Origin of the sequence: Bacillus cereus group sp. MYBK222-1 (genome assembly GCF_051916425.1) — a bacterium.
Classification (GTDB): domain Bacteria; phylum Bacillota; class Bacilli; order Bacillales; family Bacillaceae_G; genus Bacillus_A; species Bacillus_A paranthracis.
In genome coordinates this window covers 533,613-545,812 of record NZ_JBQAGP010000002.1, presented here as the reverse complement: position 1 = coordinate 545,812, position 12,200 = coordinate 533,613, and the positions used below count along the sequence as shown (strand labels likewise).

Here is a 12,200-nt window from a genome sequence, read left to right as displayed (position 1 = left end):
GGAGCACAGCTTGTTCTAAAACATGAAACAGCTCGTATACATAATAGTACAAACTTAGATTTTAGGGGGGAATGGCATGCCTAAATCCACTTTTAAATGGGTTGTTGGTGCTACTGTGAGCGCTGTTTTACTAACAGGGTGTGGCTTTATAAATCAAGAGAAAGCAACGGAGCAAATTGATCCGCCAAAACAAGTTACGTATACAGAGGGTGGAAAGAAAGAAGTATCTAAGAAAGATAAGCAAGGACAAACGGTGAATAGAGAACTATACCTTGTTGATAAAAATGGCTATGTTGTACCGCAAACGTTAGCTATACCTACTCCGAAAGCAAATGAGGTTATTCAGCAAACGTTAGAGTACCTTGTGAAAGATGGACCGGTAACGAATTTGTTACCGAATGGGTTCCGTGCAGTCATTCCGGCCAATACATCGATGACCCTAAACTTGAAAAAAGATGGGACGGCAGTCATTGATTTTTCTAAAGAAATGAAAAACTATGCAAAAGAGGAAGAACGTCAAATCGTTGAATCTATTGCATGGACGTTGACGCAATTTAAAGAAATAAAACAAGTGCAGTTCCAAATAAATGGTGAAAAATTAGCGAAGATGCCTGTTGGTGGTACACCGCTTGGTGAAGGGGTGAGCCGTGCGAACGGTATTAACTTCGATGATGAGCAAGTAGCGGATGTAACAAATACAAAACCAGTAACACTTTATTTTATGGCACAAAATAATAATAAACAGCAATACTACGTACCAGTAACACGCCGCGTTGTAGAAGGAAAAGAAAATGATTATGCAGCAATTGTAGATGAACTTGTAAAAGGGCCGATTCATCAATCTCTTCTGAACGATTTCAATCCAGGAGTTAAGCTCATTACGAATCCGAAATTACAAGATGGAAATCTTACATTAAACTTTAATGAAAATATATTTATAAACCCAGATAAAAATATGATTTCAAATTACGTATTGAAGTCATTAGTTTTATCTTTAACAGAAAAGAAAGGCGTGAAAAGCGTTTCTATTGAAGTAAATGGTAAAGCAAATCTTATAGATGAAAAGGGCGGAAAGTTAATAAAACCTGTAGATCGTCCAGAAAACGTGAATACAGGTAGTTTTTAATCGCCAATAATTTGATATACTTAAGTAAGAAAGGGGAATTGCTTTTTGGGTTCCTCTTCTTTTATTGTATACATATCATACATTTAAATTTGGCTATACTAACAAGTAGTTATGAGGAGGTTATTTTTATGCGAGTAGATGGTAGAGAAAAAACAGAATTACGCCATATACATATTCATACGAATTATTTAAAACATCCAGAAGGATCAGTGTTAATTGAGGTTGGGGATACAAAGGTAATTTGCTCAGCGACAATTGAAGAGCGCGTCCCGCCATTTATGCGTGGAGAAGGAAAGGGCTGGGTAACAGCTGAATATGCGATGATTCCACGTGCGACAGAACAACGTACAATTAGGGAGTCAAGTAAAGGGAAAGTAACAGGACGTACAATGGAAATCCAGCGCTTAATTGGACGAGCATTACGTGCGGTAGTTGACTTAGAAGCGCTTGGTGAGAGAACGGTTTGGATTGATTGTGATGTTATTCAAGCGGATGGTGGAACGCGAACTGCTTCTATTACAGGTGCATACGTAGCGATGGTATTAGCGTTTGAGAAGTTATTACAAGCAGAAAAAGTATCTAAAATTCCAGTAAAAGATTATTTAGCAGCAACGTCAGTAGGAATTGTTGAAGAACAAGGTGTTGTTTTAGATTTAAACTATGCAGAAGATTCTAAAGCAGACGTTGATATGAACGTAATTATGACTGGAAAAGGTCAGTTCGTTGAAGTGCAAGGAACTGGAGAAGAAGCGACGTTTAGTAGAGCGCAGTTAAATGAATTACTTGATGCTGCAGAACAAGGCATTTTCCAACTGATTGATATGCAAAAAGAAGCGTTAGGTGACATCGTATCTCATATAGAGTAGAGGTGGAAAAAATGAAACAAGTTGTTGTAGCGACAAAAAATATGGGGAAAGTACGTGAATTTGCTGAGTTATTTGAGCGATTTGATTTAGAAGTAAAATCATTACACGATTTTCCCCATATTGAAGAAGTCGAAGAAACTGGTGAAACATTTGAAGAAAATGCGATCTTAAAAGCGGACAGTTTGAGTAGACAATTGAATGCAATTGTAATTGCGGATGATTCAGGTCTTATTGTAGATGCTTTAAACGGGAAACCAGGCGTGTATTCAGCACGTTTTGCTGGAGAGCCGAAAGATGATCAAGCAAATATTGATAAAGTTTTACAAGAATTAAATGACGTAGCGTTTGAAAAGCGTAAAGCTCGTTTCTACTGTGCATTAGCAGTGGCTTTCCCTGAAGGGGATAAAAAGCCTGTCATTGTAAATGGGACGTGCGAAGGTTTTATTTTAGAACAACGCCGCGGGGAAAACGGTTTTGGATATGATCCGATTTTTTATGTGGAAGAATATAAAAAAGCGATGGCGGAACTAAGTTCAGATGAGAAAAATGCTATTAGTCACCGCGGACGTGCTCTACGTAAGCTAGAAGAAAAAATCCCTGAATGGTTTTTAGGAGAATAAGGGAGAGAGATTGATGAAAGCTTTAATCGTAAGCGATAGTCATAGCTCTGTGAAGGAATTACAGCAGTTAAAAGAGAAGTATGAAGGGAAAGTAGATATCATGATTCATTGCGGTGATTCAGAGCTAACGCCTGCTCATGAAGAGTTGCAAGGTTTCCATGTTGTAAAAGGGAATTGTGATTATGCTAACTTTCAAGACGAAATTGTAACTGATGTAGATGGTGTTCGTTTCATAGTTGTGCACGGACATCGTCATAACGTGAAAATGACGTTACAAACATTAGCGTACCATGCTGAAGAGGTAGGGGCGCAAGTTGCATGCTTCGGACACTCTCACGTATTAGGTGCGGAATTAATCGACGGCGTTTTATTTATTAATCCAGGCAGTATTTTATTACCGCGTCAGCGTGTAGAAAAAACATTTGCTTTATTAGAAATGGATGAAAATCAAATGGAAGTTCGTTTTGAAACACTAGACGGACAGCTAGTTGAACAGGCAGTTTTTAAAAGAGGATAAGAAAAATTATCCTCTTTTAAAAAAGGTGTTGACTTTATGTATGGTTATACATATAATAAATATTGTCGATAGGGCAACGGCGCTAACGATTGAAAATAAAACAACATATGCGGGTGTAGTTTAGTGGTAAAACAAGAGCCTTCCAAGCTCTGGTCGAGAGTTCGATTCTCTTCACCCGCTCCATGTCCCAGTAGCTCAGCAGGATAGAGCAACGGCCTTCAAGAAAAATAGGAGCCTTTATAGGGAAACAAGAACCTATAAAGTGGACGACACTATATCGGTGAAGCCTTAACAGTTCGGCTGATGGTAATACCGAGGAAACTTACGATCTTGAAAAAGATTAAGGAGTTTTGAATGATTAAGTAAAACTTAATGGTAAAGACTCTGAAGTATGATGAAAATCATCGTGAGGTTCCGTAGAGACTACACGTGTCGCACCTGAAATGGTGAAGATATAGTCCAGACTACAAACAGTAATTGCTGGTAGCGAAAGCTATGGTGGTAAGCTAAGCCGTCGGTCGGGAGTTCGAATCTCTCCTGGGACGCTAAAAAAAACCTTGTTATCTTTTGATAACAAGGTTTTTTGTTTGTCTACAAATTGATGTATGTGCAAAAGGTGTAAAAAATATGACGTAATATATGGTAATTATTATGTGTAACGGATTAAAGTGCATGAAGAAAAGAGCGCCATTTATGCGCCCTATTCCTCTTATTTCATTTCAAGAATCAATAGGTTTATGATGGAACTCAAATCCATATCCAGATTCTCCTAACTGTTCACTTACAATATTATAAAACTTTTTACCGCCCTCGTACGATTGAGCAACCGTTATCGAAACTTATCCCCGTTAGTGTGTTACAATGAATAGAAGCGGAAAACGAGAATCTCCAATTGACTAGACCTGTGATTGGTTAGACAGTTTAAGAAGGTTGTATAAAAAAGGGAGATGGCGCAAAGATGGCGAGATCAAATGAGAACGATTTAACGGAGAAATTGGCAGAAGGTCACCGAAAATATGGTGATGGCAACTTTACAGTACAGAACATCGGTGATGAAACCAACCCGGATTGGACTATCGTAAAAAATGTGAGGAAAGGATCGGCAGGTATTCGAGAAGAGGAAGATATATTAAGACTGCGATCAAAATATATAAAATAGTACGGAAATGAGCAGGCCGAGAGTTTGAACATCTTCTAGGACGCTGAAAAACCCTTGTTATCTTTTGATAACAAGGGTTTCTTGTTTAGTTATTAATAAACTTCTCAAATACAAAACCATAATCTTTCACATTATATTGTTTCTTCGTATCAACAAGCCAGTTAAAGGCAATCTCATTCATTTCTTTAAACTGCTCTGCTAAATTTACTTGTGCGTTTGAAATACGGCTAAAAGCGTTAGATGCCATATCTAAACTTTTATGTGCATACTGCAATGTAATGTCGTTGTCGTATGAAATTTCTTCGATTTTAAGTAAAGCTTTATATAAATCTTTTAATTCCTCGATATGTTTTTTATGAACATCAATTGAATAATGTTCATCTCCCATTTGAAATTTAATTTCTACATCTAAATCAATCGTTCCCGCAGTTTCAAGCGCTACGTTTTTAATTTGATATTTACTATAGCTAAAGCGGCGTAGTGTACGTTTTTTGCTTGTCGCACTTGTACCATCTAGGTGAAGTAATCCTTTGTTTGTGAAGCAATATTCATCTGATTTCGATTTAATTAGAAAATAAATTTTCTCTCCATCTTCATGCATTACGTAATCATCAGCATCGACCTTGTCATAATCTTTCGGTGTAATTACAGAACCTACATCACTTAACCCTAAAACATCAGCAGCTACTTTTTTGAACATATATAATCCCCCTTGTAAATTAAATTCTTAATTATACAAAAATATATTAACATGGTTTTAACAAAGAGTTTTCTTTTAATGAGAAAATGTTGGGAGGTAAGTTAAGAAAAGGAACGAATATTATTTTGAAAATATGTAAAAAGGTGCTGAGAAAAAGTGTACCATCATACAAAAACAAAAGGAGATTTAGCTGTTTTAAAGGCACAAGTTGATTTGTATGAAAAAGGATATATGATTTTAATACCACAAACAGAGCATTCGCCCTTTGATCTTGTAGTATATAAGGGCGGGGTATTTAAAAGGGTGCAAGTGAAATATAGAGAGTTGAATGCAAGAGGGATACTGGAAGTAAGATTCCGATCTAGTTATTCTACAGCAAGCGGAGTCGCTACAAAAGAAGTGAATAAAGAAGAAATAGACGTGTATTGTGTATATTGTCCTCAAACGGATTGTTGTTATTATTTCAATCCGAAATTATTTAGTAAATCTATTAGTTTAAGAGTGGATTCTCCGAAAAATAAACAAGAGAAAAAAGTTAATTTTGCAAGTGATTATAGAGAAATTCCGTGAAAGCACCTCAAGCGATATGGGGTGTTTTTCAATCTCTCTTTGAAATCTTACAATTCTGTAAGGTAACTGTAAGGTAGTTCGATGGTAACAAATTGCTAATCCTCTATAATGAAGGTAACAACGATAAAACGAGGAGGAAGAAATAATGAAGGGATTAATCGTAACGGGTTTAACAGTTGCTTTTGGATTTGTAGCGTATGAGAAATTAACGTATGTAGTTGATGTTGTAAAACATTTAATCGCTTAGAGGAAACTACCATGAGAGGGAAAGGGAATGAGTGAATGAATGGAATGGTTATTTGGAATTATAGGTACTTGTAGTGTAGTGTTATTGTTCTTTGTCCCGAGTGGTATACTTAGTTCGACAACGAGTTTGTTCTTCTTAAGTTTGTTTGCTTGTACGATGCTTATCATTATGTTTTTAATGAAGCGAAGTAAACCAATCTTCTACTTTAGCATGATTGTTATGGCAATTATTGTTCTCCAAATTATTACCCTTGTTATATACCCCACTATTATAAAAGCTTTCCATTAATGATGAATCCTCTGCTTGAATTGCTGAGGGTTTTTATTTGCATATTTTTAATTTTGAGTAGGAATTCACTTGTATTGAAATATAAAAATTAAATATTTCTATATTTCAAACAAAGGGTTTCGGGATGTTGTGTTCTCATTACTCATTTGATATATTTACTTTAAAGATAATTAAAATCTAGAAAAAGAGGCGGACGTATGGATAAAAAAGAAAATACGGTCGTATTGTTTCCGCAACTATCAGAGCGCTATATTGATGAAGGTTTTTTAGCGCTGAAAGAGCGGAAATTCGAAGATGCATTGCGCTGCTTTGAAATATTACGTCAGTATAATGCAGAAACGGAACAAACGGAACTAGCTTCGGTTATTTGTTTGTTAGAATTAAAACATATGGAAGAAGCGAAAGAGAAATGTGAACAGTTACTGGAAACAGGAGCGGTCTTATTTGGTGATATTCTTGAAACGTATGTGACAATTTTAGTTCAAACAAATGATTATGAAGGCGTTATTGAAACTGTTGAAAAAGTTTTGCAAACGAAAGATGTAATGCCTGAGCAAAAGGAAAAATTAGCACAGCTCGCTTTATTTGCAGAAGGTATGTTACATGAAGTAGATACATCACGAGTTGATTCGAATTTTGAGTTAGATGAATTTACTAATGAAATATTTGGAGAAAACTTTGGGCAAAAGCTAAGAGCGATTCAGCAACTTTCGTTAAAAGACTTGGATCTTGCATTACCTATTTTAAAGAAATTTTTAATAGACGAAAAACAGCACCCTTATTTGAAAACTTCTATTTTATATAAAATGATAGAAAATCAAATAGAAGAAGAGATAGAGGTAGAAAAGTTTGGGAATACGATCAAGGTAATTCCGGCATTTACAGGTCATAATGAGGAGCAATCCGATAACATTATACATAGATTATCAAGTCGATTAGAGCAAAATTATCCTGATATATTTGATGCGATGGTTACATATTGGAAAGAATTGCAAATTAGCATTTTCCCATTCGCTCTATTAATGGATAAAGTGGAGATTTGGGCTGCTGTTTTAGAGAGAATTGGTAGAAAGCGTTTCGGGTTGACTATTGATGAAGAAGAGCTTATGACAGCGTATAATATTGAATTAGAAGAGTTTCATATTGCCTATCAATGGTTATTACGTGTCGAAAGAGAAGGATATTTGCCCGTATAATTATGAAAAAGAATCGTTCGGTTCTTGAAACGAGCATATTCTATGTTATAATGTAAGGGTTGCAAAAGGCAGAAATCTGCCTGTTTGTAAGAGAAGAGAAGTGTAATTCTCTTACTTAATATGTTTCATATTATTCTCGAACAAAATATACCGTAGTTGTCTTTTAGGCAATTAGTAGATTGGAACATTATATCTGAAAGCTTTTGCTAGAGGATTATTTGTACTTTTGTTATTTCAAAAAAGAGATAATGAAGATCTTAATCTATAGAGGTATGTGCATACATTATTATAGTTGGAGGGAAAGAATAAATGGCTGCAAAATGGGAAAAATTAGAAGGTAACGTAGGCGTTTTAACAATCGAAGTTGATGCTAAAGAAGTAAACAACTCTATCGACGCTGCGTTCAAAAAAGTAGTAAAAACAATCAACGTACCAGGTTTCCGTAAAGGAAAAATGCCTCGTCCGTTATTCGAACAACGCTTTGGTGTTGAATCTTTATACCAAGATGCTTTAGATATCATCTTACCAAAAGCATACGGTGAAGCAATCGATGAAGCTGGTATCTTCCCAGTTGCTCATCCTGAAATCGACATTGAGAAGTTCGAAAAAAATGCTAACCTTATCTTCACTGCAAAAGTTACAGTGAAACCTGAAGTTAAATTAGGTGAGTACAAAGGTTTAGCAGTAGAAAAAGTTGAAACAACTGTAACTGACGAAGATGTAGAGAACGAATTAAAATCTTTACAAGAGCGTCAAGCTGAGCTAGTTGTTAAAGAAGAAGGAACTGTTGAAAACGGTGATACAGCTGTAATCGACTTCGAAGGTTTCGTTGATGGCGAAGCATTTGAAGGCGGAAAAGGCGAAAACTACTCTCTAGCAATCGGTTCTGGTACATTCATCCCAGGTTTCGAAGAGCAATTAATTGGTCTTAAATCTGGTGAGTCTAAAGACGTTGAAGTATCATTCCCAGAAGAGTACCATGCTGCTGAATTAGCTGGCAAACCAGCAACATTCAAAGTAACAGTTCACGAAATCAAAACAAAAGAACTTCCTGAGTTAAACGACGAGTTCGCTAAAGAAGCTGACGAAGCGGTTGCAACTCTTGATGAATTAAAAGCAAAACTTCGCACAAACTTAGAAGAAGGCAAAAAGCACGAAGCTGAGCACAAAGTACGTGACGAAGTAGTAGAATTAGCTGCTGCTAACGCTGAAATCGACATTCCAGAAGCTATGATCGACACTGAGTTAGATCGTATGGTTCGTGAATTCGAGCAACGTTTAAGCCAACAAGGTATGAACCTTGAGCTTTACTACCAATTCACAGGTACTGATGCTGACAAGTTAAAAGAGCAAATGAAAGAAGACGCTCAAAAACGCGTAAGAATCAACCTTGTTCTTGAAGCTATCATTGAAGCTGAAAACATCGAAGTTACTGAAGAAGAAGTAACTGCAGAAGTTGAAAAAATGGCTGAAATGTACGGTATGCCAGTAGACGCTATCAAGCAAGCTCTTGGAAGCGTAGACGCTTTAGCTGAAGATCTTAAAGTTCGTAAAGCTGTAGACTTCTTAGTAGAAAACGCTGCATAATAAAATAACAAGGCGCGATTTTAATCGTGCCTTGTTTTATAAATATAGAAATATATTTATAAAACTTTTCGATGAAGAAGGAAAACTTCCTTAATAAGTCGAATATACATATTTCAAAAGTTTTAAAAACTTTTTATTTGTACATAACTAGTCATATTATTTGTATTTCTCGCCACGTAGTGACATAATATGTATTTACATACGATACATTTATCGTGTACATACGAAGGCAAGAGGTTAGCACTTTGTAAGGGGTGTGAAAATATGTTTAAATTTAATGATGAAAAAGGGCAATTAAAATGTTCTTTCTGTGGTAAAACACAAACGCAAGTCCGAAAGTTAGTTGCAGGTCCAGGTGTTTACATTTGTGACGAGTGTATCGAACTTTGTACTGAAATTGTACAAGAGGAGCTTGCGAAAGACGAAGAAGTAGAATTCAAAGATGTACCGAAACCGGTAGAAATTCGTGAAATTTTAGATGAGTATGTCATCGGACAAGATAACGCGAAAAAAGCACTAGCGGTAGCGGTATATAACCATTACAAACGCATTAATTCTAACAGCAAAATTGATGATGTAGAATTAGCGAAGAGTAATATCGCACTTATCGGGCCAACAGGTAGTGGTAAAACATTACTGGCACAAACGTTAGCGCGTATTTTAAATGTTCCATTTGCAATCGCGGACGCAACATCTTTAACTGAAGCTGGGTACGTTGGGGAAGATGTAGAAAACATCTTACTTAAATTAATCCAAGCAGCTGATTATGATGTAGAGAAAGCGGAAAAAGGAATCATTTATATTGATGAGATTGATAAAGTGGCACGTAAGTCCGAAAATCCATCAATTACACGTGATGTATCTGGTGAAGGTGTGCAGCAGGCACTTCTGAAAATTTTAGAAGGTACTGTAGCAAGCGTTCCACCTCAAGGTGGCCGTAAGCATCCGCATCAAGAGTTTATTCAAATTGATACAACGAATATCTTATTCATCTGTGGTGGAGCGTTTGATGGCATCGAGCCAATTATTAAACGTCGTCTTGGTGAAAAAGTAATTGGATTTGGTTCTGAGAAGAAAAATGCTGATGTAAATGAGAAGCATGTTTTATCTCACGTATTACCAGAGGACCTTTTAAGATTTGGTTTAATTCCAGAGTTTATCGGTCGTCTTCCAGTTATTGCGAACCTAGAGCCGCTTGATGAAGATGCTCTTGTTGATATTTTAACGAAACCGAAAAATGCACTTGTTAAGCAATTCCAAAAACTATTGGAGCTTGACGATGTTGAGTTAGAGTTTGAAGAAGGCGCACTAATTGAGATTGCGAAAAAAGCAATTGAACGTAAAACAGGTGCTCGTGGACTTCGTTCTATTATTGAAGGCTTAATGCTTGAGGTAATGTTCGAGCTACCATCTCGCAAAGATATCGAGAAGTGTATTCTTACAAAAGAAACAGTAGCTGATAATGCAGCACCAAAATTGGTGTTACAAGACGGTACTGTACTTGATACAAAAACATCTGCATAATGCGAAGGAGAAACAGCAATTTTTATAATTGCTGTTTTTCTTTATGTTTAGCTATGTTCCTCCGCGGAAATACTAAGAGATAAAACATTGCGGGAGGAAATAAATGATGAGCTGGACAAATATATTTTTACTTGTTCAACTTGTTTTTGGTGTAATTGTCGGATTGTATTTTTGGCATTTACTTCGAAATCAGCGAACACAAAAAGTTTCAATTGATCGAGAATCGAAAAAAGAATTAGAACAGCTTCGTAAAATGCGCGAGATTTCTTTAACAGAGCCGCTTGCGGAAAAGGTGCGTCCTACATCCTTTTTAGATATTGTAGGGCAAGAGGACGGGATTAAGTCGTTAAAAGCGGCTCTTTGTGGTCCGAACCCGCAACATGTGATTATATATGGTCCGCCAGGTGTCGGAAAGACAGCGGCAGCACGTCTCGTATTAGAAGAAGCGAAACGAAATCCAAAATCTCCATTTCGCACAAATGCAACATTTATTGAACTGGATGCGACGACAGCTCGGTTTGATGAACGTGGTATTGCAGACCCTTTAATTGGTTCGGTGCATGATCCAATTTATCAAGGTGCTGGTGCGATGGGGCAAGCAGGTATTCCGCAACCGAAAAAAGGTGCGGTAACAGATGCTCACGGTGGTATTTTGTTTATTGATGAGATAGGTGAATTACATCCGATTCAAATGAACAAAATGTTAAAGGTGCTAGAAGATCGGAAAGTGTTTTTGGAAAGTGCATACTACAGTGAAGAGAATACGATGATTCCAACGTATATACATGACATTTTTCAAAAAGGTTTACCAGCCGATTTTCGCTTAGTTGGGGCGACGACACGTTCGCCAGAGGAGATACCTCCTGCTATTCGGTCGCGCTGTTTAGAAGTGTTCTTCCGTGAGTTAGATACAGAAGAAATTCAAAAAGTAGCGAAGAATGCGGCTGACAAAGTGGAAATGCAAATCGGTGAAAATGGTATTGAAATGATCGGGATGTATGCAAGAAATGGGCGAGAAGCGATTAATCTTGTACAAATTTCTGCTGGAATGGCAATAAATGAAGAACGTCCTTTCATTAAAGATGAAGATATAGAGTGGGTTGTTCACTCTAGTCAACTTACACCGAAGTATGAAAAACGCATTTACCCTATTCCGAGAATCGGTCTTGTAAATGGACTTGCTGTATACGGACCAAATACAGGTGCGTTATTAGAAATTGAAGTAACAGCAATCAAGGCGAAAGATAAAGGATCGGTAAATGTTACCGGAATTGTTGAAGAGGAAAGCATTGGTAGTCAAACGAAATCCATTCGTCGTAAAAGTATGGCGAAAGGTTCTGTAGATAATGTATTAACAGTGCTTCGATCTCTAGATGTATTGCCAGAAGGGTACGATATACATATTAATTTTCCAGGTGGTATCCCGATTGATGGGCCTTCGGCGGGAATTGCTATGGCAACAGGTGTGTATTCAGCAGTGCATCATACGTATGTGAATAATGAAGTAGCGATGACTGGTGAGATAAGTATACACGGGGAAGTGAAACCTATCGGTGGTGTGTACGCAAAAATAAAAGCTGCGAAAAAGGCAGGAGCTAAGAAAGTTATCATTCCTGCTGAAAACATGCAACCATTTTTGTATACAATAAAAGGAATTGAAATTATTCCTGTTCGGAAGTTGAAGGAAGTATTTGAGCTAACGTTTATACAGGAAAATATACATCGAGAGCTCGATGTACATACTACGATAGACGAAACAGATGCACAATCAATGTGAGAATGAACGATAATAGTATTTGC

At 36.8% G+C, this 12,200-nt stretch carries 12 protein-coding genes, 1 tRNA gene and 1 pseudogene; 12 read left to right on the top strand and 2 right to left on the bottom strand.

The window, feature by feature from the left end; all coding sequences use genetic code 11:
- The first annotated feature begins 76 nt into the window (after positions 1 to 76).
- The 5 genes from gerM (at position 77) to ACTFR9_RS14815 (ending at position 3,312) form a co-directional block, all read left to right on the top strand.
- Positions 77 to 1,126 carry a spore germination protein GerM gene (gene gerM / locus ACTFR9_RS14835; RefSeq protein WP_001126762.1) on the top strand — a complete coding sequence of 350 codons (1,050 nt, stop codon included), beginning with the start codon at positions 77 to 79 and terminating at the stop codon, positions 1,124 to 1,126.
- Between the two features lie 128 nt (positions 1,127 to 1,254).
- Positions 1,255 to 1,992, top strand: a complete 738-nt coding sequence (gene rph, locus ACTFR9_RS14830; protein ID WP_001261765.1) for a ribonuclease PH — start codon at positions 1,255 to 1,257, stop codon at positions 1,990 to 1,992.
- Between the two features lie 11 nt (positions 1,993 to 2,003).
- Positions 2,004 to 2,612: an XTP/dITP diphosphatase gene (locus tag ACTFR9_RS14825; protein WP_000815935.1), complete on the top strand. Its 609-nt coding sequence runs from the start codon at positions 2,004 to 2,006 to the stop codon at positions 2,610 to 2,612.
- A gap of 13 nt (positions 2,613 to 2,625) precedes the next feature.
- Complete coding sequence (locus tag ACTFR9_RS14820; RefSeq protein WP_000645498.1) at positions 2,626 to 3,129, top strand: metallophosphoesterase; 504 nt, start codon at positions 2,626 to 2,628, stop codon at positions 3,127 to 3,129.
- A gap of 109 nt (positions 3,130 to 3,238) precedes the next feature.
- Positions 3,239 to 3,312, top strand: a tRNA-Gly gene (locus ACTFR9_RS14815).
- Positions 3,313 to 3,848: 536 nt separating this feature from the next.
- Here the strand turns inward: ACTFR9_RS14815 and ACTFR9_RS14810 are convergent.
- A pseudogene (locus tag ACTFR9_RS14810) lies at positions 3,849 to 3,935 on the bottom strand (DUF6572 domain-containing protein); the annotation flags it as partial.
- Between the two features lie 152 nt (positions 3,936 to 4,087).
- Between ACTFR9_RS14810 and ACTFR9_RS14805 the strand changes: the two are divergent.
- A complete protein-coding gene (locus ACTFR9_RS14805) occupies positions 4,088 to 4,288 on the top strand; it encodes a hypothetical protein (protein WP_000124456.1) in 201 nt (66 codons plus the stop codon).
- Positions 4,289 to 4,373: 85 nt separating this feature from the next.
- Here the strand turns inward: ACTFR9_RS14805 and ACTFR9_RS14800 are convergent, their stop codons facing one another.
- Complete coding sequence (locus tag ACTFR9_RS14800) at positions 4,374 to 4,988, bottom strand: PH domain-containing protein (protein WP_000475206.1); 615 nt, start codon at positions 4,986 to 4,988, stop codon at positions 4,374 to 4,376.
- Between the two features lie 156 nt (positions 4,989 to 5,144).
- Between ACTFR9_RS14800 and ACTFR9_RS14795 the strand changes: the two genes are divergently transcribed.
- The 6 genes from ACTFR9_RS14795 (at position 5,145) to lonB (ending at position 12,177) form a co-directional block, all read left to right on the top strand.
- Complete coding sequence (locus tag ACTFR9_RS14795; RefSeq protein ID WP_000274735.1) at positions 5,145 to 5,558, top strand: group I intron-associated PD-(D/E)XK endonuclease; 414 nt, start codon at positions 5,145 to 5,147, stop codon at positions 5,556 to 5,558.
- A gap of 286 nt (positions 5,559 to 5,844) precedes the next feature.
- Positions 5,845 to 6,093: a hypothetical protein gene (locus ACTFR9_RS14790; protein WP_001983650.1), complete on the top strand. Its 249-nt coding sequence runs from the start codon at positions 5,845 to 5,847 to the stop codon at positions 6,091 to 6,093.
- A gap of 197 nt (positions 6,094 to 6,290) precedes the next feature.
- Positions 6,291 to 7,289: a hypothetical protein gene (locus ACTFR9_RS14785; RefSeq protein WP_000358268.1), complete on the top strand. Its 999-nt coding sequence runs from the start codon at positions 6,291 to 6,293 to the stop codon at positions 7,287 to 7,289.
- A gap of 309 nt (positions 7,290 to 7,598) precedes the next feature.
- Positions 7,599 to 8,876: a trigger factor gene (gene tig, locus ACTFR9_RS14780; protein WP_000729258.1), complete on the top strand. Its 1,278-nt coding sequence runs from the start codon at positions 7,599 to 7,601 to the stop codon at positions 8,874 to 8,876.
- Positions 8,877 to 9,140: 264 nt separating this feature from the next.
- The gene (gene clpX, locus ACTFR9_RS14775) at positions 9,141 to 10,400 is read left to right on the top strand and encodes an ATP-dependent protease ATP-binding subunit ClpX (RefSeq protein ID WP_000472282.1); all 1,260 of its coding nucleotides are present in this window, start codon (positions 9,141 to 9,143) and stop codon (positions 10,398 to 10,400) included.
- A gap of 106 nt (positions 10,401 to 10,506) precedes the next feature.
- Complete coding sequence (gene lonB / locus ACTFR9_RS14770; RefSeq protein WP_025991615.1) at positions 10,507 to 12,177, top strand: ATP-dependent protease LonB; 1,671 nt, start codon at positions 10,507 to 10,509, stop codon at positions 12,175 to 12,177.
- Positions 12,178 to 12,200 lie beyond the last annotated feature (23 nt).